Consider the following 21,080-nt stretch of genomic DNA (forward strand, 5'->3'; position numbering starts at 1 on the left):
AAAATGGGGATGAGGAATAAATTAGCATTGTTTAATTGTCCAGATCTGTCCGGTCAGCAATAAGGCGGAAAAGTTTTTCATTTTTTCTGATCATCGGCTCGAGATTTACAGCAGTAAGGGAAGGAAGAGTGCTGCCCTGGATACAGTAAACTTTATCAAGTTTTTTTTCTGCCGCGCGTACATCAGCAGACAGCTCTGGAAACTGTCCGGCAACTTTTTCAAGCGCAGCGTCCTGTCCCTTTAGAAAAGCATAAGTCTCGAGCGCATAAGAAATCTTACGATTAAAGCCTTCCTGCGCCATGCAGAACGTTGGGATGTAAAATAGTAATATGATCAGTTGTCGAAGCATTATAAGCTGTTTTACAATATCAAAAATCGAATTATTGCTAGGACACATCTTATAAAATTTGACAATAAATTATTAAAATTCACAATTAAAATTTTCAACAGCAAATTATATAAATGCGAAATAGCAAGATATAACAGAGTCAAATCTAATTTTAAGAGATTTGTCAGCTTTGATGTTTAGTCATTTTAATCAAAATATCTGCATTATGGAAACATTTAGATTCGAGGACCTTCCAAATATTCTTGGTTCAATTGAGACAAGATTACAAAACATTGAAAAGATTTTAGAAAAAATCAACGGCGGCAAAACTGAATTCGAAAATGATCTGGTTACAATAGAAGAAGCAGCCCGTTTTTTGAAATTATCAGTTGCAACGGTATACTCAAAAGTATGCAGGAATGAGCTTCCCTTCAACAAGCATGGGAAACGACTGTATTTTCTAAAGTCGGAACTGATGGAATGGATTAGGGCGGGGAGGGTGAAAACTGTGGATGAAATTATGCAGGATGTAAATCAAAGATTTCAAAAATAGTTTGTAATTGTCCAGCATATGGAAAACTTCTATTTCTTTGTTTTCAAAAAAAATAATTGCTTTAGTACTGCAATTATTTTTTAATGATCATAAATAATTTGAATGAACTATTTTTATTAAAGCTTTCATGTAAATCGAATATCGTCTGATCTTTCGACGGCTTTTTTTATAGAACTTAACGAATGATTTTAGCTGTTTTATTTATTTGGTTTTGATTGCTCTTAGATTCTAACCTGCATTTCTCGGGTGCTGTCAATGCTGGAATTTACGTTTTTTTTATGTATTCGCCAAGATTCTGCCACAAAAGTTAAAATGGTAAAAGAGCAGTTCAATTTGCCATAGTTTTTTTATGTGAAAAAAGTATGAAGTCCGGGCTGTAAATCCTAAAGTATATTACGTCGAGATTATCTGGTTTTAAAGACTTATTTTATTCTGCCTAAAAATCGATTATTTTAAGGAAGAAATTTTAAGCAGTCTTTCCCAAATCTATTCCTGAAGAGTAAAAAATTTTCACTGATAAACATGTTCACAATATAACTGCACTGCACTATTCCATCAGCCGCTGCAGTTAAGCGTTTGTCCATATTTTCACCGTAAGTGTAATAAAGATTGAAATCATTATGTATTTCTAAAACATGCAGGCCTTCATTGTCTCCGATCCAAAATGCTGCATCTGATTTTTTATTTTTAAAGATATTTTGGAGTATCAAAGTAATTTCTTTTTCTGTTACTTCATCAAACGATTCTCCCCAGTTTGTCTCAATCCAAAATCCTGCTGGCATATTTCTATATTTTTAGGCTTATAAATGACCTGCATATACATTATATTGCAGATTTATAAGTTCATATAAATAAATGTAGCTAATAAATTAAAATAAACATTTAAAAATCTTCTTTTATTGATGCTGTGACAGTAATAAGCTTTATAATAAAGAAAAATCTTAGTTCTAGAATTTGCATCGTAAGAAGAATATTTGAAATATTTTTTTGATTTGGTATTTTTGACTAAAGTGTAAAAGATTAAGAACAGAAGAAAATAAACTGGTGTCACCAGCAAGGAAAGAAATTCAGTTATCTCTTTAACGAATATCGCATTTTGATGGATTGGCTCTTGGCATTACAATAAAAGTAAATGGGAATTATAAAATTATTGAGATCAATACTGATGGAAGGTTTAGGAAATATTGATGGTCAGACCTTAAATTTTACTCTTGATTGTACAAAATATGGAAGTTTATTATACAGGTAGTATAGTGAGTTACATTATAGATTGAAATCTTACAATTTGAAGAATCGAATTGTGTAACATAAAAAGAGAAATTGGTTCTATTTTCATCGACCAGAATTAATTTAAATCAGATTAGAAGATATGAAAATCAGTTGTACTCCAAAGATTTTAAAATCGCTCTTTATTGTATTTTTTATTTCTTTTCTGACTGCAAGCTGTACAACATGGAAAGTGGGTAGTTCGGGCAGGAAGAAAATTTCCGCTAAAACCTACGTCATTATTGGTGCTTCAAGTGGAATGGGCCGAGGTATAGCGCAGCAGCTTGGAAAATACAAAGCCAATGTTGTTCTTGCCGCAAGACGAACGGATCTTTTAGAGGAAGTTGCTGAAACAATTCGTAAAGCGGGCGGTAATGCTGTGGTGGTTACTACGGATATTAGTAAAGAAGAAGATCTGCAAAGAGTGAAAGCGGCTGCTTTAAAAGAATATTCTAAAATTGATGTATGGGTCAATATGGCGGGGGTGACAGCTATAGGACGTTTTTGGGAAGTGCCGATTGAAGATCAGATACGGGTTATCGATGTGAATTTAAAAGGTTTTTTTTATGCCAGCAGAACGGCAGTCGATCTGTTTATAACACAAGGAGAGGGCGTTTTGATTAATGTTGCATCGGTTATGGGAGAAATTCCGCTGGCTTATCAGAGTGGTTATTCCGCAACCAAATCTGGAATAAGGAGTTTGGATCTCGCACTCTCGCAGGAACTTCGTCTTAATGGATATGACAAAATTAAAGTGGTGACCATCGAACCATGGGCAGTGGACACTCCTATCTGGAGACACGCAGCCAATTATACGGGAGTAGAACCCAAAATGGCTATGATGGATGAACCTCAAAAAATCGTCAATGCTGTTTTAAGAAAATCACTTCGTCCGAAAAAGATCGTGCCAGTAGGATGGAAGGCTCAGGTTTCATCATTTAGTGCCAATGTGTTTCCGAGGGTTTCTGAAAGGCTGGGTGGTAATTTGGCAGAGAAATACATGATTAAAACAGGACCGGAAACGCCTCATACAGAAGGCTCTATTTATAAACCTATTCCGGAAGGGCGGGGGATAGAGGATGGAGCTAAAAAGAGAATGAAGGATTACAGACAAAATAAAGATAAATAATTAGTTTTCAATTTCAATAAATAGTAAAATAGTAATCATGACTCTACACCTTTTAATGGCTGCGATAATGGCAACCTCAGCAATGACCTTATTCAGTTATATAATTTCCGAAAGTTTTAAAGAATTATATAAAGAGCCTCTTTTACTCAAATTCATTCTTGACAGACTTAATTTTACTTTTTCTGAAAGTTTGAAAAGTATTTGTTCGTGGATTATCCATTATGGTATTGGTTTAATATTTGTTATTGTTTACCACATTTTATGGAAATATAAAATTGTTCCTTTCACTATTTTAAGCGGTGTGTACTAGGGAGCTTTGTCCGGTCTGGCCGGTATAACGGGCTGGATAATTATGTTTAAACTTTCCAGGTTTGAAAGAAAAGTTTCAGATAAAGGCTATTATATACAATTGTTTTTTGCTCATGTTATTTTTGGTTTGACAGCCTTTTTAGTCTATGAAAATATTTAATACTCTAAACTTTGAGGCTTGGATGTTGAAACTAAGCGATCGAAAAACATAATTCGAAAATGTTTGCTGCAAAGAAGAAATATTCCGTTTTTAAAATTATCACTTTATAAAGGCCTAATTAAAAGCAGCAGCAATTATTTTACGTTTCTTGCTGGGATAAATATCTTAGCACCATTTCTTTTCTCTTTATATTTTGGTATTTTGTTTGTCAAATTTGTAAACTAGCAGTCCGATGAAACGGCTCTATATAAGAACATTACAGAGCTGCGTCATTTTCAATTACACGTAAAATTATCTCGGCTGTTTTGTCGACTGCCTGAAGGATAATGTCTTCAGGTGAACCGTGAAATATTTCACGATGTTGTGCAGCACCAAAAGGGGTGACGATATGAAAAAAAATAGTTCCTACCGGTTTTTCCTTTGTCTCACTTCCCCCGGGTGAAGCCAGACCCGTGACGGCAGCAGTAATTTTGCTGTTAAAAATTTTTGCTGCTTGATGCGCCAGCTGCTGGGTCACTTCGGCAGATTCGGCAGTAAATTTTTCAATTAGAGTATACGGTACGTGAAGCAGCTGTATTTTAACAAACTCTTCATAGCAGACAATACCGCCGCGAAGAATCGTTCCTGAATTTTCAGTCAAAGAAAATTCAGCAGACATCCTTCCAGCAGTTACACTTTCAGCAAAAGCAATGTTCCATTTTTTTAAGCTTAATGCTTTACTGCATTTAATAACTATTTCTGATGGCATAAGTAAGGACTTTTATTTTTTTACTATTTATTTATTTATTTATTTATGAATTGAAGACTCCTCATAGTAGCATTCCAATATTGAGCGCATCTGCGTTGGATTATAAACGGCGTTCATGAATTCGCCCCAGGTTTTCGTTGGAATGAAGTCCAGCAGTATTTGGTCTTTTTTCAAAACTTCTTGAGATTGTTCGAGTAGTAATGCGTCCCATTCTTTGTGAAATCGTAATAAATCATCCGGGTATACAGTTTTGCGAAAAACATTTTCATCAATGCAGGTAAAAGGTTCTTCAACATTAAGGTATCCGTAATCATCTGTAAGTTCTTCTCCAGGATGAATGTCTCGTATGGCAATTTCAAAATCGTATGACGTGCTGAAACAGCTTGGTGTAAAACTATGGTTGACAAATTTTGCATTATCCCAGCATAAAACATAATCGCCATTCTTATTTCTAAACGAGTATTTGGTGAGAAATTGTTTGATCAATGGGGTCATACATGAAATTTGATCCCGTTTAAATATTTGATCTAAATCATCCTGTACCCAGGTAATTGTGCCTTTAGGAATAAATTTGGAAGCAACAACTCCATATCCTTTCTCTGGACTTATAAAGCGGACTTCTGTATCTGGATGTATCATACTATACTAATTTTAAAGATTCACTTTCATATACTTCTTTTCTAAGACCGCTGCTGGAAAATCGGTGCCTGCGCAGGTTATAAATAAGTTTAATCTTTGCTTTTTCACAGTAATCACGTCCAGTAAAATTCTGGTTTCGATATTCTTCTCCTATGATTCTAATATCTATCGGGAAGGCCTGTAGAATATCCTCAAGATCTTGTTCTGTAGCATAGGGGATAATTTCGTCTACAAAACGGCAGGCTTTAAGCTGTATGTATCGTTCAACAACTGACTGAGCCGGTTTATTTTTTTCCGGTCTGTCAATGGTAGGATCTGTGTGCAGACCTGCAATCAAGTAATCACAATGCACTTTGGCTTCTTCAAGCATACGGACATGTCCCGCGTGCAGCAGATCAAAGGCACTAAATGTTATTCCGACAAGGGGTTTTATCACTTTCATAATCATATTTTTATTAAAACAATTATTTTAAAAAGCCAGCTGCATGGGATAATAGATGTTCTGATTTTTTATTTGAGTTTTGAATGGCTTGTAAAGCCTCAATAAAGGGTTCAAATGCAATACGATTTTTATGGCTGTCTAAGTCATAAATGCCACAGTCGCAATACTCTGTTAAGTTATCCCAGTCCGGGCGGTCAGTTACCGGATAGATGCAAATGCCCCATAAATTGACGCCTTTATTTTGAGCATCTTTACAAGCCGCCGCAATTTCTTTAAGCCAAGTAACCCGTCCTGCTCCAAAATGACCGGTTTCTGATATAAAAATGGGTTTTTTATATCGTTTCCAGGCGGTCTGTAAAAGTTTTAGGAGAGGAGTTCTTTTTTCGTATCCTTCTTCTTCAGGCCAGGGCAGAGGTCTTCCCGCTGCTTCCCATTGGCAGTCCCAGTAATAATTAAATCCAAGAAGTTCAAGAAAATCTTCGGACCCGCCCAGTTCAGGGCACATTCTGCCGGCTATAATATCCATTGCCTGAAACTGATGTTCATTCATATCCAGAACATGGTATGCATTTTCTGTAGCATGAATACTTACGAGCGGTTCTACTAAAATTATTGTACAGTTTGGATCAAATCTTTTGAGCATTTTAATTCCTAAAATTGCCGCTTTACATAAATGGTATTTCATATCCCAGCCCGAATTGACTGCAAAAGGGACCGTTCCCCGAACATCGCCGGAGTGCCAAGCTAAAAAACTGATTTCATTAATAGGAACTACCATTAAAGGTTGTTTGGAACATGTTCTATAAAAATTTACAAAAGCTTCACAAAGTTTTTCAAAACGCATGCAAAAAAGAGGATGGGTTGGAAACAGATCATCCGGATATCCAAAGTGTATTAAATCCCAGATTTGCTGGATTCCCAGCTTTTCAGCGGCTCTTATTCGATTTAGGACTTCAGAAAAATCAAATTGTCCCGGTATTTTTTCTACTTCGCTCCAGCATATTCCTTCGCGCACCGTTTTAATGCCAATTGAACAGAGAGCCTGATAATCATCATACACGCGAGTATCATGCTGCGTTTCTTTTAAAAGATTAATTCGCTTTCCTGAGCGGTTGATATGATCAGCACATTCGAAACCTCCTAAAAAAAAAGTATTGAATTTTTCCATTATACAGCAGTTTTTAAAACGGTTTTGTTTTGCTGAAGCTCCTCGAAAAGATCAAGTGCGTTTTTAAAAGCCTGGTCCATATTAAAATATTTATAATTGGCCAGCCTTCCGACAAAATGAACATCGACTAGTTTTTCAGATTCTTGTTTATAACGGGTATAAATTTCTTGATTATTTGGATTTGGAACTGGATAATAAGGTTCTCCTTCATCTATAGTAAATTCTTTTACAATAGTGGTTTTCTCTGATTTTTGATTTCCAAAATGTTTGTATTCGATAATTCGTGTGAAATCTACCTCAGTACCTGGATAATTAACCACAGAGTTTTCCTGAAAATAGGCAGCATCTATAGTCTCGCTTACAAAGTTAATCGAACGATATTCCAGTTTTTGAACCAGACTGTGTTTGAATTCAAAATACCGGTCTATTGGTCCGGTGTAGAAAAGTTTATGATAATTATTATACGATTGTTTGACATCGAAATAATCAGTTTCCAAAAGCACTTTGATATTAGGATGGTCGAGCATATTTTTAAACAGCTGAGTATATCCTCCATCAGGCAGCGCCTGGCAGGGATCTGAAAAATAGCGGTCATCAAAATTCGTTCTTACCGGTATACGTTCAAGTACTGAAGCGTCAAGTTCAGCCGGATATTTATCCCATTGTTTTTTGGTGTAATGCTTGAACATTTTTTCGTAAAGAAGATTTCCTACTCGGTTTAGGACCGCTTCCTCACCATTGGACGGTTCTGCAATCGGCGTTCGGTTTTCTTCAAGCCATGTCTGCATCTCTTCTTCACCGGTTAAGTTAAGATTAAAAAGTTCATTGACTGTAGTAATATTGACAGGAATGGGAACATTTTTGCCATCTACTTTTGCAATTACCTTATGTTCCCATGGATACCAATCTGAAAAGCGGTTAACATAACGCCATACTGACTCATCGCAGGTATGAAACAAATGAGCGCCGTATTTAGAAACCAATATGCCATTTTCGTCTATAAAATCGTAACAGTTTCCTCCAATATGGTTTCGTTTTTCAATTACAAGGACTTTTCGGCCTATCGATGCGTATCGTTCAGCTAAAACACAGCCTGATATGCCGGCTCCTATAATGAGAATATCTATATTTTTCATTTCGCAAAGAATTTAATGATAGATTTCATCTGTTCAGCTGTCGTATCCCAAGACGTCTTCTGAAGAATTTTTTCATATGCCGCTTCCAAATTCTCAATCTTGGGCTCAGCTGTTAACTGAATGACTGCTTGAGTAAAGTCGTCAGCTGTTTCAATTATAGTTACACAACTGCTGTAGTCACGAACAACATCAATTACCCGTGTCGATATTATAGGCTTTTTGGCAGCCATATATTCAAGCGTTTTGGTAGGACTGATAAATTTTGTGGCATCATTTAATGCAAATGGCATCATAGCAATGTCAAATGCTTTTAGATAATACGGCAGTTCATCATAACATTTCATCCCCAGATAATAAAGATTTGCGGCTTGTGGAAGATCGGATTCTTCAATTTTGGCCAGCGGGCCTATCATGACAAAAGAAACCTCGGGAAGTTCTTGAACGGTTTTTTCAAGCAGTTCTAAATCAATTCTTTCATCAATGACGCCGTAATAACCGACTATTGGAGCCGGAATATCTCCTATGGAGGCTGGTATTGAGATATTTTTTAAAGCTTTTGAAAAATGTGATTGATCGACAGAACTTGGAAAACAATGCACATTTTTATGATGTTGTTGCTTTGATTCGTAGAGTGATTTACCGCCTGTAAAAATAATATCAGCATTAGCCATAAGATATTTTTCCTGATCTATAAGCTGTGCCGGTGCACCTTTAAAAAGTGTTAACTCGTCCATGCAGTCATAGATAATTGTGTCAAATTGAAAATAGTCTAAAAGCGGGCAGAACGCAGGAGAATAAAACCATCCGATAGAAATCGCTGTGCTTTTTACATAATCAGGGAGAATTTCCGTTATGGAAAGTATATCTGAGGTATGAGGCTGCAGTACATGCAGTTTTTCGCTGATAACAAGCAGAGTGCCGCGTTCGCCATTTTCTTGGTTTGGCAGCGGTTCTTCAATAAATAGCACTTTCATACTTGCAGCCATCCGGCTAATGAGGTGTTGTGGACGCTGATAGACGAACTTCCATCGTAAATGACTGAAGACAATCATGTCGTAATATTGCGGCTGGTCTGCAGAAGTTTCCTGCCTGCGTAAACCATTGTTAATTTTGTTTAAATTGTTTATCATAAGATTTGATTTTTAATAGTTTGATGCGATTTAATTGTGGGCAGAAGGATAAATAGAGTAATCATCTTTCAGCAAATGTATCGGTGTAAAAAAGTATATTCTTACAAAAAAAATCTTGAGAGTTATATAATTTACATATAAGTTCGATATTATTTACTCCTTAAATATTTGAAAAACAGTAAATAAAACCGGAATGATATAAATTGTAGAAGAGGAGTATTTGCACCTTTGTAACTGTATAATTACTAATACTTGGCTGTTGATGACAGAAGGATGCCGTCTTAAAAACTACAAAAATGAGCAGAGCAAATAATTCGCACAGAGTGCGATCAAACAGTAATACGGGTAATCTTGAACCTGTATTAATATCGATTATATGTTATTCAAAATACAATTCTGAATCAGGCGAAGAGTCAAAAAAAGACTTTCGATCCAGTCTTTCAGGAAAGCCTGCTGTAAAAGATGTGGTGCATGAAAACAATAATGGCAGACAAAAACAGGAAAACAATGATAATCAAAAAAGCCGGGGCGGTAAGGAATCGAAGACAGATCGTCGGCCGGCAGATACAAAAGAGCGGTCATAGACTACGCCCAAAAAATACGATACTACTTGGGGACAGTTCATGATTACCACTCTTTTTCTATTCGGCGGTGGAATTGATAAGTCAGGTAACAGAACAGTATTTGTCGCTTGCCCGTCTTCCCAACTGCGTCATTATATTTTCAATTATGGAGGTTTAAACTTATAATTGTCGTACCCTGGCCTCCAAAATTCCTGTATAAGCTGCTGCCTTTTTTAAATTTGGGTTCAATAGATAATCTGCTAAAGTTTCTTCACTACCGAAAATTTTTGAAAACTTATTTCTATCTTTTATAGTTTTAAGCACGTACTTATCACAATTTGAGACTATGCAGCGTGGTCAGCAACTAAACACGTACAGTGCAATCAAAATACAATAGACAGTTTACGTGCAGATTTAAAATTGACACTGCGAAAGGATAATAAAGGAAAGAAAAAAGGAATGTCTAAATCTAATACACAGACCGCCGTGCCGCATAAAGATGTACGGAAAGGTATCAGGCTGTAACTTGTTTTTTTGTTATGTATTGCGCAGCAAGACCTGTTATTTTTAACGGATCTATGATTTAAAAGTTTAGTGTTTCATATTTCATCGCGCACAATTCTGCGATGTGCTATTGGAAAAATGCAGCAATATAACTAATGTCTTAATAAACCACGAGGTTGGTGCGTTTTATTATACCACCCTCCTCATAGGTTTACAACTAGTCAAAAGTGCGGCTCCAATCTCGATAATCCCTAAAATAACATGAGGTCCGTACACAGTTTGCGAAAAACCGAACAGCCATGGGGAAGAAGCTAAAATAACTCCAGAGATAAAATCAAGAATAAGGTGCAGTTTCATCGGTATTAATCTTATAAATCCTAATTCGTAATTGGTCAACAGGCTGTACAGGATAGCTGCTGGTCCTAAAATATAAAAAATAGTGCTTTCAATTCCATTATAATTAAGTTCGAATATTGAAGGGGAAGCAGTAAGGAAAATACCCATGATATAATCCATACAGCCGTGCGTTCTGGTGTCTATTGGTTTCATGATCTTTTATTTTGATTCTATTATTTGAATTTTTTCATAGGGATTTAATGGAAGATGCATCAAAAAAGCTGCATCGGAGTGCGTCTTTTGCTTTCTGTATGCAGGTTTGTTTTAAACCATATATTAAAAATCCAAACTATTTTTTTATTTTAAAGCTTTCGCCAGAGATTCTGCCATCGACTGGGCATCCTTACTGTAGTTATCTTTATAGTATTTTTTAAGCTGTGCTGCAGTCTTTTTAGAATCTTTGCTGTGGCCTTCCCAAATCACTCCCAGTGATGAATAAGCAGGAATTGTGATACCGATGGAGCAGAAAAAGTTTGCAATGTTGCCTGTAACATGTTCTACACCATCAGAATCTCCTGTTACCAGGATACCTCCTAATTTCCCATCAACGGGAGAATCTTCTCCAGAATTTATAATATCAAATACTTCATCCAAACGTTCAATGCACTTTTGAAGTATTGATGAATGATTATTCCACCAGATAGGTGTAGCAAATAAAATGATATCAGATTTTACTATTTTTTGATAAATTTCCGGCCAGTCATCTTCTTTATCAAGATGGGTATAGCTTCCATGAAGAATGTTATACTCTACAAGTTTTATAATTTCAAATTCGATTTGCTGACGGGTTAAAAATTCGCCAAAAAAATCTACTAATACTTGTGTGTTTGAGCGGTCTTCGCTTTTTAACGTCGCCAATAAAATGATTGCTTTCATGTAATTTAATTTTAATACTGGGTATAATAGGGATTAATACTTTTCAATCCCATATTCTAATTTGAATCAGCATTACAAAGTTGGAGCACCGTTTAATGATAATTTTATAGTATTAATGATTTGATTTATAGAGTTTTCATTTTAAACTGATAAAAATATTGAACGAAGGAATAACATAGGGTATAATTGCATCGTTGTAGACGCAGAATTTAAATCTGTTGTTTCTAATCTAGTATCGCAGATTGATCTTTGGATATCCAGCAGACCAGAACGGCGCCTGATATATCCAGTTTTTCTGCGGGTTCTCTGTCACTGTTTTCCGAGGAGGTAGTCATGATGAAAACTTTCAGTTCTTTGGGTTTATCATCCATTCTCATTATAAATTATATGCAGGTCAACATAGTAAGATTTTATTTTTTTTTTGTAAATGTAACAATACGTTCAAAGCGTCCATGATGGCTTATCGAAATATCCTGCAGTTCAGCGCCTATAGCTGCAAGATACGGAATACCAGTTTCGTTCTTTATAATTCCTTTCCGATCTGTTTCCTTTATATTGTCTAAAATTTCCATACCCACCCCGGCGATAGTATGAATGCTTTCAGGCGTTATTTGTGTTTTGGTGTAGTATGTGTTTCCATTACAGGTGACAAGGCCTTGTGCTTGAAATTCATATAATGTCATAATGGAGCATGCGAGTTTTTTAGGTATGTATTCCCGTATTTTAGTTTGTCTGTTATAGACTTTATAAGCCGCTTCTTTCATGCTCCATAACAGCCATACCATGATTTCGGGATCATGATGCTCTTCTATGAGCTGTTGTTCTTCATCTGTAAAAAGTTTTTCAAGAAAACCTTTACGCTGCCAATTACTTTCTAAACGCGATTGTTGAAGATCTATGACATCATTGCCAATCATTTAGCTGCTAATTTTGTTTCTATGATTTCTACTGCTGCTTTGACATCCAGCATCCGTTCCATATCAGCGTTGTCTATTACAACATCAAATTGTTCTTCGATATCCAGAACGATATCTACAAGATTAGCAGAGTTAATTTTTAAATCATTTATAAAATCGGTTTCTTCAGACAGATTCTCGCAGGCAGCTGTATCTGCAGCATAAGGTTTTATAATGTTTTTTAATTTCTCGATAAGTTCTTTTTCAGCCATTTTATTTTTCAAATTTTTTAAATAATACACATGCATTTACATCGCCAAAACCAAAACTGGCTTTGGCAATTATTTTCGGATTACTGTTACTCGTTTGGAAGAGCACTTTTGAAGGATCAATCAGTGCAGCAATTTCAGGATGCAGGTCGGAACAATTGATATTTCCGAATAAAAAGCCTTCGTGAAGCTGTAATATGGCAGCGACACTTTCAATACTTCCTGAAGCGCTTAAGCAATGACCTGTCAAACTTTTTAAAGAGTTGATATAAGGGAAATTAATACCGCTTCGATTTAGTGCTTTTGTCCAATTTTCAATCTCGAGACTGTCTTTGGCTGTGGCGGTAAGATGTCCGTTTACAGCGTCAATCTCGTGTGCAGTAATTCCAGCATTGATAATAGCATTTTCGATACATTTTTGAACCGCAATACTGTTTGGTGCAGTCATACTGCCGCCGTCACGCTGCCCGCCGGAATTGACGTTTCCGCCCAATATTTCGGCATAGATTATTGCATTTCGTTCTAAAGCGCTTTCTAAATCTTCAACTACCATTGCACCAGCACCGCTTCCGGGAACAAATCCTGCAGCAGATGCACTCATAGGCCTAGAGCCTTCTATTGGAATTTCATTAAATTTTGAAGGACATACTCGAAGCGTATCAAATCCTGCCCAAATATACGGACCGCTGTCTGAGGTGCTTCCTGCAAGAATTCGTTTTGCCTGTCCAGATTGTATTCGGTCGTAGGCCATCAAAATTGCTTCTGTGCCCGTTGTACACGCAGATGAATTGGTTGTTACTTGATTTCCTAAGCCAATTTTCCCGCCCAGATAAGCACTTACACCGCTGTTCATGGTTTGAGCCACAACGGTGCTGCCAAGTCTTCGCGTTTGCAGATCATCGATTTTATAGATACTTTCTCGAAATTTATCAATACCCGATGTGCCTGAGCCAAATACAGCACCGCTGTCATAATCTAGAGTTTCATTCAAAGGTAAACCTGCATTTTTCCACGCGTCTATACCCGCAATAACACCGTATAAAATACCAGAACTATTAAATCCTCTGAGCTCGAGTTCGGTAAAATACTGCGATTTCAATTCGTCTGGAATTTCAGGCTGTCCGCTGATCTGACATGAAAACTGTAATTCTTCTAACTGCTTATTATGACGAATTCCTGAAACGCCATTTTTAATCGCATTAGTGAATGCCGGAATTCCGACACCGTTTGGAGCCGTGACGCCAAGGCCTGTTATTACGATTCGTTTTTTCATAATTTTTGAGTTATCATCCCGGCCAGAATTCCCCGGCAGACTTCCTGTCCGGCTTCATTGGTCATTACGGCGCTGCATTTGAGTTTTCCGAAACGGAAGAAAATTTTCTGTGAAGTCACAGTTACTTTTTCATTTGGATAAACAGGTTTTAAAAATTCCATATCTGCAGAAGTAAACATAATGACAGTATCTTTATAACTATCATTGCTTAATAAATAAATGCCAAGAGAAACCATGCCGATCTGCGCCATAGCTTCGGTTAAAATAACGCCGGGGGTTATAGGATTATCCTTAAAATGACCTTTGTAAAAATCAAGTTCTTTTTTAAATGTGAATGTTCCAGTAACGCCATTTTCATCCGCATGCAGGAGTTCGTCAACAAATAAAAAAGGACTGCTGTATGGAAGTTGTTTTATAATATCGCTTAATTCCATAATTTTAACATATTACCATTGTAACAAAATACGCTGTGCCGAAAATCCGGGACCAAAACTCAGCATTAATCCTTTTTCACCTTTTTTTGGACTTCGATTCATAATGCTTTCTAAAACATACAGCACGGTAGCGCTGGACATATTGCCATACTGTCTCAGAATTTCTTTTGTGTCGTCGATATTCTTTTCTAAACCAGAGAATAGTGCTTCGACAGTATTGACGATTTTTTTGCCGCCGGGATGAAAGATTAAATGATCTATATCTTTTATTTCCATATCGTTTTGTTTTAAAAAAGGATGAATAATGTCACCAAAATGACTTGCAATAGTCTCGGGTACTTCAATATCCAAAACCATCTGCAGACCGCTGTTTGTGAGTTTAAAACCCATCATGTGTTCGGCATCGTAAAAATGATACATTTGTTCGTCCAGAATTTCCGGGCCGATGTCGTCTTTATGGGAAGAGAGCAGACAGCAGGCGGCACCATCACCAAAAATAGCCGCACTGACAATATTCGGCATTGAGAAATCATTAAGCTGAAATGTAGCAGCAGGTGACTCGACAGCAATTACAGCAGCACGCTTTCCTGGATTTGATTTCAGGAAATTCTTTGCATATATAATTCCCGATATTCCCGCTGCACAGCCCATTTCTGTTACCGGAAGACGCACAATATCCTGACGCAGTTTCATTTTATTGATCAGATAAGCATCTAAAGACGGAATCATAATACCTGTGCAGCTTACCGTAATAATATAATCTAGACTTTGCGGATCCCAGCCTGTTTTTTGAAGTGCTTTTTCTAAAACCTGATGACCTAAAACGATCATTTCACGGCTGTAAATATCATTTTTTTCTTCAAAAGAAGATGCAGTAAAAACTTCTGAAGGTTCCATAATTGAATAACGTTTGTCTACTGCGGCGCCTGCAAATATTTTTTTTACCTTTTTGATAAAACGTTCTTCCCGGCCTTCGAGCCAGACATCTAAATAAGGAAGAATATCTTTTGTTTCTCTTGAATATTTCGGAAGCTGTTTAACAGCTGTAACGATCTTTACGCTCATATTTTTTTGATTATCCACTGGTAGCGAAAAGCCCATTTCCAGTTTATGGTATAGTTTTTAAAATTTAGTTTTGTGGAGAATTGCTTGAGTTCATTTTTTTTGAAGCCTCTTAAAATAGAAACAAGTCCATCCTTTCGGGACATTTCATTGAGGCTGAAAACAGTGCAAATCAATTGAAATAATCGATAAGCCGTTTTGCATCGATGTAAATCATTCACTACAATTCCTATTGCGGCGTTGTTGTAAATTTGTTTTAAAATATTTTCAATCTCGCTATTCGTAAAATGATGCAGGGTTAAAGTGCACAATGCGATATCGTATTTTAATGAACTAAATTCTGGACTAAAAATATCAAGACATTTGTACTGGATATTATGAAATTCTTTAGAAAGATTTCGCGCATATTCTATTGTAAATGCATTGGCGTCTATTCCTTGTAACGAAAAATCATAACCGTGCTTTTTGCCAAACCTAGAGAGCATTCGCAGCATATCACCGTTGCCCGAACCGATATCTGCAATGATAAGCGGTTTGGAGGCTTTTTTTTTCTGCAATAGTTTTTTTAATCCATGCAGCGTGAGTTTATTGCCTCCTAAAAGCTGGTTGATTTTGGCGATCTGATCTAATGCATCGATTAATTCTGGACCTTCAAGTGAAAAATCGTCCATTATCTCGGTTTGTTCTGTTCTATATTTACTATTAACACTCATTCTAATTGATTGTGACAGGGCTGCCATGGGTCTGCCTGATGATTTTTGAAAGTAATAAAGGCATTGATGCCGCAGCAAAAGTCATTAAGTTTGTAATTTTTTTATGTGTCAGAGCTTTGGCTAGAAGTCTGCCTGTAAACAATCGTCTGCTAAAGTGTTTTTTCCATTCTTGTTTATATTTTTTTTCCAATTCCTGATGTGATGTTATTCTACCGCTGTAAAAATCCAGAATCAATTCTGCTGCAATTTTAGCACTGTGTACAGCCATTGCCATTCCATTCCCGCACATAGGGTGTATAAGACCGGCCGTATCGCCCACCATCAAAATATGGTTTTCAACTGGATTTTTTTTATCAAATGAAATCTGGCTGATCGTTAGAGGTTTGTCAAATAGAGGTACAGCATTTTCAAAAACAGCTTTCAGTTTTTTGTTTTCGTATAACACTGCTTTTTGATATTCGTCTATATTTTTATACTTTTTAAAAGTTGCATAATCGGCTAGATAACATATATTGATGATGTTTTTCTCAACAACCGACACACCGCAGTAGCCTCCCTTAAAATTATGCAGCGCTACCTGACTGCTGTCGAATTCACCTTTGTAATGTCCTTTTACCGCCAGCCAAGGCGATTTTTCGGCAATAAAGTTTCGAGCGAGAACCTGATCCATATTCGATCTTTTTCCATAAGCACCGAGCACAATTTTGGATGTAAGAATCTGCTGGGAGGTCTTTATTGTGAACATGTTATTATCAAAGGAGCTGTTATGTACGGTTTCAGTAAAGACGGTACATCCATTTTCTAATACTTTTTTATATAAAAAATGATCGAGGGCAAAACGGCTGACGCCAAAACCGCCTAAGGGAAGTTTGGTACGGGCAGTTTTTCCGTTTTGTGCTGAAAATTCGAAATTTGAGATCTTGGTCGGATGAAGTTCAGAAATATCAATGCCAAGCCATTGCAGATAAGGTAAAATTTCATTAGAGATATATTCACCGCAGACTTTATGACGAGGATAAGTCGTTTTTTCAATCAACGTTACGCTGAGTCCTTTCTTGGACAAATGCAATGCACCGGCTAAGCCGGCAAGGCCCCCTCCAATAATTATGACATCGGCATTTGTTCTCATACTACCAATTTACTTATAATATATCAAATCATCCTTATGAAAGTGAAAAAAAAATAAGAAATAAGTAACAACATCATTTGAGGAAACATATGAAAATAAAGATTACTAATTCTGATGTAATTACAATGTTATGAAAATTTAAATTTGAAAACCTCTTTGATATTCAAGGTGTATGAGCTGAAAATTACAAAATATCGCAGCATTCAAAAACCGATCAGAGCTCGATGTGTCAAAATATTGATGAATGCCAAAAAGATGAAATGACGCGCTTTCAGCGCAGCACCATTCACACCGATACAAGTATAGTGTCTTTTGTAAGGCCGGTTTTTATTTGGCAGTATGAAAAAGATAAATAATGAGCGTAACGCTCATCAATATAATTAGAATAGCCAGCAGGGTCGTGAAGGCGGTGCTGTATTTGAAGTTTAATGTTTTGATTTTTTTAGTGTTATATCGGTATTGGATAAAAGCGTATAGACAGGCTGCCGCGCCGGTAATAACAATGATAATGCCTATGATCGAAGAATATCCTTTGTGTACAGCAGGATCTTCACCAAGTTCGAGTCCTAACTGTCTGATAAACATAGAAAACTTGACCACGACAAAACCAAATGTCATTAATGCAATTCCTGTGCGCACCCATGCCAGGAAAGTTCTTTCGTTCGCCATCAGTTCGCGTATTATCAGCTGGTCGTTTTTAGATTCCATTTGCCTTTAGATTTTATATACTGGTTGTACGTTTTGCAGTTGTAAAGTGCACCGGTTTGAATGATGTGCCATATGCGGCTTTGTTTATTATCGCGGTACATTTTAATACCTAAATTTATTAAAAAAAATGAACAATTATCTTCCTTACTATAACCAAAACGATTTTTTACATTTTGTGAAGTAAAAATGCCGGCTTGCATTATAGGCAATTTCTATTTATGTCATGTATCGAATTCTAGCTGGCCTTACAATCATCCAGAGAAAACAAATTTATTTTTTTTACTATTTTTGTTTAATCTTTTTTGTAAATTGTTAAACAATTAAAGTTGTGTTGGTAATAAGCTTTTAGAGATAGAAATAATTACAGCATTGAGGCATTCCTTATGATCATGAGGCCGGCTGCTATAAAGACTGTGGCCTCTTTTTGATGTACAGTCCGGCAGTTGAGAGTTTGCAGGAAATAAATACAGGATGGTAGGCCAGACGTTCAGGCTTTACAGTATTTAGCATTCAATTCTTTAAAACAATTAAAATGAATACAGGTTTGATAAAAAATGTCTATTTAGCAGACGACGATGAGGATGACAGATTTATTTTCGCAGAGGTTTTGCAGCAGGTAGACCCGTCAGTAAATCTATGGCAGTTTGAAAGCGGAGAAAAGCTGACTCAGATACTATGCGAGACACTCGAGCTGGTGCCAGATGTAGTATTTTTAAATATTAATATGCCCATTAAAAACGGTTTTGAATGTCTGCAGGAAATACGAAGCCGCAGTGATAATCTAAAAAACATAATGATAATAATGTATTCCACATCACGTAATCCCGATACTATAGCAAGAGCACTTGAACTTGGTGCTGACTGGTATTTGATAAAACCCGCCAGTGTGTCTGTTTTGAGCTCATTAATCAAAAAAGTACTGGAGATCAATACAGCCGAACCTGCTCCGGATTTTGTTTTACAATGATTTGCAATGGTTAATTTAAATTCGATGTAATAAACAGGATGGTAGAAAAGAATACATCCTGAACCGCATATTTATTGAAACTGCAGATTTAATAGTAAGATTTTTTGAAAAGCCTGAAATAAGTTTTTTACTTGATTCTGCGTTCTAATGCTGTTTCTGTCTGTGATCATGCGCATACTTCTTAGCGCTTTTATCCATTGATTTTTTTTGCATGCTCTGACGGCACCGGTGCTGCTTTTGGGTGAAAATTACGGGCAGATGTGTTGAATGTATGCCGCCAGTGAAGCCCATCACAGAAGTTCTAAGTAAAACCAACACTCTTTTTTATGTTTTTAAGTCTTTTTTTTCAAAGATAATTTAATTAACTGCTTTACGAATGCAGCAGTGTCATTGTTTTGCAATTGATAAAATTTTAAGTTGAAGGTTTATACTGTTTCAGATATAAAAAAATAGAGGGTGCGGCGCTGGGGCAGTAATGTATTGTATTTTGAGATGTTACCATATTTAAAGTATCTGGAACAATGCAGCTCAATAACATGTGATACAGAATCCTGCGCATCAATTCTTGATGTTTCTATACAAACCAGCGGTGAGTATGTCCGCTGGCTGGTTTATATTTAACGTTTACCTGCGTTTTCAATTACTGCTGTGAGAATGTTATCAGGTAATAACTTTTAATTTAGATAGGGATGGCGTCAGTATCGCGAGGGATACCAGTCAAAGAATACTGGCATCTTAAAATTTATCGTATAGTGAGTGTCATATTGGGAACAATAATATTGCCAGTGCTTCCTGAAAACCTTTGGACAAACACCTCAATGTAATCATTTGTCACCATTTCCGCTGAGGCATTTAATGGAAGCACGACAATGTCATTTGTGGCTGCGCCGCGTCCGTAGATTTTGTACTGGCTAATTGGAGTGCCGTTTTTGGCAATGAAAACAATATAAGTCCCAGCCGCCGGTACTTGGAAAGAAATGGCGCCTGAAATCTGAAATATTCTTTTTTTCTTGCCGGCGTAGCGCAGTCTGTTCACGTCATCTGTTGTAAATCGGAAGAGGTTAGAGTACACTGTAGGAGGAGTTCCCGACCCGATCTTAACAATGTTGCTGGGATTGGACGTATTAAAACCAACAGACAGTCCATTTCCTACCGGGTAATCCATCGCGAAATCGCCCGCGGCATTGGCATCGCTTTCTGTCGGTATTCCAGCAGAGCGTACGTTCCAGCTGTTGTTAAAATTATAACCCGGATAACTTCCGGCAGTATAGGGCTGTACAAAGCCTGCAGGCACTGGACCTGTAAAAACTACAGATTCCAGAACGGCATCACTGGTGATGGAAAGATTAGAAGCCGATACATCAAGTCCGATTGCAGTGGCCGCTACATTAGAAAAACCGCCCTGTTTTTGTATTAGATTGAAGGTACCTGTGAATTTTTCATAAGTCCCTGAATTGTTGCTGAACCATGCCTGGTTGCTCAACAGTAACTGGCCGATATTGTTATACGTAATACCGTTTGTATTGCCAGAATAGTTGACGATGCTGAAAAAAGTAAGGCCATACCCTGAGATCGTTCCGATACTGGAAGAATTAGCTATTATACAGTCACGAACCAGTAAGGTCTGTGTTGCAGATCCTGTAAGATTAAAAACTGTTGCTCCAGGGGTGGTAATCGTCAGATTTCGTATGCTTCCTCCGGTGCTTCCTGAAAATAGAAATCCAGAGGTCTTGACAATTATATCATCATTGGCATCCAGCCCGCTGAGATAAGCATTGTTTAGATCGACAGGCAGATTAAAGGTTATCTGTCCGTTAATTTCATATAATGTATTGGAGGCCAGCATATACTTGGCACCGCCTCCCGCTGTAAGCTCTGAGGCAAGAACAACAGCAAGGTTGTCTCCGCTGCGAATGCGTTTGAAATTTACTCTTGGCGTCCCGCCGCTGTTGATCATTGTCCATGAAGCGGCTGGAAGTGAATAATAGTAAAAAGATCGCAGATCCGTGTCGTAAACCATCAGCCCGTCAGCGGGGGAAGTAATGGCAGTACGCTGGGCGGTTGTCATTCGAGGTGTCAAAAAACCCTGTGTGGTCGAGCTGACATCCAGAATTGAACTTGGACTGGGAGAAGTCGTTCCTATTCCAATCTGAGCCAGGGATTCAGATGACGTAAGCAGTAAGCCAATAAAGCATAATTTCAAGGCTGTTAATGTAATTTTACTTGTCATAATTATGATGTTATATTATATGAAACATTCAATGCGAAATGAGATTTGACAG

24 protein-coding genes are annotated in these 21,080 nt (G+C 37.0%); 5 read left to right on the forward strand and 19 right to left on the reverse strand.

Annotated features, from left to right (window positions below):
• Positions 1-31: 31 nt before the first annotated feature.
• Positions 32-301, reverse strand: a complete 270-nt coding sequence (locus ABD859_RS00250) for a hypothetical protein (RefSeq protein WP_345138640.1) — start codon at positions 299-301, stop codon at positions 32-34.
• Between the two features lie 253 nt (positions 302-554).
• Here ABD859_RS00250 and ABD859_RS00255 point away from each other — a divergent pair, with 253 nt between their 5' ends.
• Positions 555-881 (forward strand): helix-turn-helix domain-containing protein, encoded by a 327-nt coding sequence (locus ABD859_RS00255; RefSeq protein WP_345138643.1) that lies wholly within the window; start codon positions 555-557, stop codon positions 879-881.
• A 452-nt stretch (positions 882-1,333) separates the two neighbouring features.
• On the opposite strand, the gene ABD859_RS00260 is transcribed toward ABD859_RS00255, so the two are convergent.
• Complete coding sequence (locus tag ABD859_RS00260; RefSeq protein WP_345138646.1) at positions 1,334-1,663, reverse strand: hypothetical protein; 330 nt, start codon at positions 1,661-1,663, stop codon at positions 1,334-1,336.
• A 587-nt stretch (positions 1,664-2,250) separates the two neighbouring features.
• Here ABD859_RS00260 and ABD859_RS00265 point away from each other — a divergent pair.
• Both ABD859_RS00265 and ABD859_RS00270 read left to right on the forward strand, forming a co-directional pair.
• Positions 2,251-3,276: an SDR family NAD(P)-dependent oxidoreductase gene (locus tag ABD859_RS00265; RefSeq protein WP_345138649.1), complete on the forward strand. Its 1,026-nt coding sequence runs from the start codon at positions 2,251-2,253 to the stop codon at positions 3,274-3,276.
• Between the two features lie 37 nt (positions 3,277-3,313).
• Entirely contained in the window at positions 3,314-3,586 is a 273-nt protein-coding gene (locus ABD859_RS00270; RefSeq protein ID WP_345138652.1) for a hypothetical protein, read from the forward strand.
• Between the two features lie 415 nt (positions 3,587-4,001).
• On the opposite strand, the gene ABD859_RS00275 is transcribed toward ABD859_RS00270, so the two are convergent.
• From ABD859_RS00275 to ABD859_RS00300, 6 genes are read right to left on the reverse strand one after another with little or no spacing between them, the layout of a single operon-like run.
• Positions 4,002-4,493, reverse strand: a complete 492-nt coding sequence (locus ABD859_RS00275; protein ID WP_345138654.1) for a CinA family protein — start codon at positions 4,491-4,493, stop codon at positions 4,002-4,004.
• A 39-nt stretch (positions 4,494-4,532) separates the two neighbouring features.
• Positions 4,533-5,132 (reverse strand): SET domain-containing protein, encoded by a 600-nt coding sequence (locus ABD859_RS00280; protein WP_345138657.1) that lies wholly within the window; start codon positions 5,130-5,132, stop codon positions 4,533-4,535.
• A 1-nt stretch (position 5,133) separates the two neighbouring features.
• A complete protein-coding gene (locus ABD859_RS00285) occupies positions 5,134-5,574 on the reverse strand; it encodes an adenylyltransferase/cytidyltransferase family protein (RefSeq protein ID WP_345138660.1) in 441 nt (146 codons plus the stop codon).
• A gap of 22 nt (positions 5,575-5,596) precedes the next feature.
• On the reverse strand, positions 5,597-6,742 hold the full coding sequence (locus ABD859_RS00290) for a glycoside hydrolase family 1 protein (protein ID WP_345138662.1): 1,146 nt from the start codon (positions 6,740-6,742) through the stop codon (positions 5,597-5,599).
• Positions 6,742-7,878 (reverse strand): UDP-galactopyranose mutase, encoded by a 1,137-nt coding sequence (glf, locus tag ABD859_RS00295; RefSeq protein ID WP_345138665.1) that lies wholly within the window; start codon positions 7,876-7,878, stop codon positions 6,742-6,744. The genes ABD859_RS00290 and glf overlap by 1 nt, the downstream gene beginning before the upstream one ends.
• The gene (locus ABD859_RS00300; RefSeq protein WP_345138668.1) at positions 7,875-9,008 is read right to left on the reverse strand and encodes a glycosyltransferase; all 1,134 of its coding nucleotides are present in this window, start codon (positions 9,006-9,008) and stop codon (positions 7,875-7,877) included. The genes glf and ABD859_RS00300 overlap by 4 nt, the downstream gene beginning before the upstream one ends.
• A gap of 296 nt (positions 9,009-9,304) precedes the next feature.
• Here ABD859_RS00300 and ABD859_RS00305 point away from each other — a divergent pair, with 296 nt between their 5' ends.
• Complete coding sequence (locus tag ABD859_RS00305; RefSeq protein WP_345138671.1) at positions 9,305-9,592, forward strand: hypothetical protein; 288 nt, start codon at positions 9,305-9,307, stop codon at positions 9,590-9,592.
• 672 nt (positions 9,593-10,264) lie between these two features.
• Here ABD859_RS00305 and ABD859_RS00310 read toward each other — a convergent pair.
• The 10 genes from ABD859_RS00310 to ABD859_RS00355 form a co-directional block, all read right to left on the reverse strand.
• On the reverse strand, positions 10,265-10,624 hold the full coding sequence (locus ABD859_RS00310) for an SPW repeat domain-containing protein (RefSeq protein ID WP_345138674.1): 360 nt from the start codon (positions 10,622-10,624) through the stop codon (positions 10,265-10,267).
• Between the two features lie 144 nt (positions 10,625-10,768).
• Entirely contained in the window at positions 10,769-11,347 is a 579-nt protein-coding gene (locus ABD859_RS00315; RefSeq protein WP_345138677.1) for a flavodoxin family protein, read from the reverse strand.
• Between the two features lie 410 nt (positions 11,348-11,757).
• Positions 11,758-12,264, reverse strand: coding sequence for a 4'-phosphopantetheinyl transferase superfamily protein (locus tag ABD859_RS00320; RefSeq protein WP_345138680.1), 507 nt, complete (start codon positions 12,262-12,264; stop codon positions 11,758-11,760).
• Positions 12,261-12,515: an acyl carrier protein gene (locus ABD859_RS00325; protein WP_345138681.1), complete on the reverse strand. Its 255-nt coding sequence runs from the start codon at positions 12,513-12,515 to the stop codon at positions 12,261-12,263. Before ABD859_RS00325 ends, ABD859_RS00320 begins: the two co-directional genes overlap by 4 nt.
• A 1-nt stretch (position 12,516) precedes the next feature.
• Positions 12,517-13,785, reverse strand: coding sequence for a beta-ketoacyl-[acyl-carrier-protein] synthase family protein (locus ABD859_RS00330; RefSeq protein WP_345138683.1), 1,269 nt, complete (start codon positions 13,783-13,785; stop codon positions 12,517-12,519).
• Positions 13,782-14,219 (reverse strand): 3-hydroxyacyl-ACP dehydratase FabZ family protein, encoded by a 438-nt coding sequence (locus tag ABD859_RS00335; protein ID WP_345138685.1) that lies wholly within the window; start codon positions 14,217-14,219, stop codon positions 13,782-13,784. The genes ABD859_RS00330 and ABD859_RS00335 overlap by 4 nt, the downstream gene beginning before the upstream one ends.
• Before the next feature lie 12 nt (positions 14,220-14,231).
• Positions 14,232-15,284, reverse strand: a complete 1,053-nt coding sequence (locus tag ABD859_RS00340) for a type III polyketide synthase (RefSeq protein WP_345138688.1) — start codon at positions 15,282-15,284, stop codon at positions 14,232-14,234.
• The gene (locus ABD859_RS00345; RefSeq protein ID WP_345138691.1) at positions 15,281-15,994 is read right to left on the reverse strand and encodes a methyltransferase domain-containing protein; all 714 of its coding nucleotides are present in this window, start codon (positions 15,992-15,994) and stop codon (positions 15,281-15,283) included. The genes ABD859_RS00340 and ABD859_RS00345 overlap by 4 nt, the downstream gene beginning before the upstream one ends.
• A 1-nt stretch (position 15,995) precedes the next feature.
• Positions 15,996-17,123, reverse strand: a complete 1,128-nt coding sequence (locus tag ABD859_RS00350; RefSeq protein ID WP_345138693.1) for an NAD(P)/FAD-dependent oxidoreductase — start codon at positions 17,121-17,123, stop codon at positions 15,996-15,998.
• A gap of 327 nt (positions 17,124-17,450) precedes the next feature.
• On the reverse strand, positions 17,451-17,831 hold the full coding sequence (locus ABD859_RS00355) for a YidH family protein (RefSeq protein ID WP_345138696.1): 381 nt from the start codon (positions 17,829-17,831) through the stop codon (positions 17,451-17,453).
• A 532-nt stretch (positions 17,832-18,363) separates the two neighbouring features.
• On the opposite strand from ABD859_RS00355, the gene ABD859_RS00360 reads away from it, so the two are divergent.
• A complete protein-coding gene (locus ABD859_RS00360; protein WP_345138698.1) occupies positions 18,364-18,798 on the forward strand; it encodes a response regulator in 435 nt (144 codons plus the stop codon).
• Positions 18,799-19,540: 742 nt separating this feature from the next.
• Here ABD859_RS00360 and ABD859_RS00365 read toward each other — a convergent pair.
• Positions 19,541-21,028, reverse strand: a complete 1,488-nt coding sequence (locus ABD859_RS00365; RefSeq protein WP_345138700.1) for a hypothetical protein — start codon at positions 21,026-21,028, stop codon at positions 19,541-19,543.
• Positions 21,029-21,080: the final 52 nt, after the last annotated feature.

It is taken from the genome of Flavobacterium ginsengiterrae, assembly GCF_039539785.1.
GTDB lineage: Bacteria > Bacteroidota > Bacteroidia > Flavobacteriales > Flavobacteriaceae > Flavobacterium > Flavobacterium ginsengiterrae.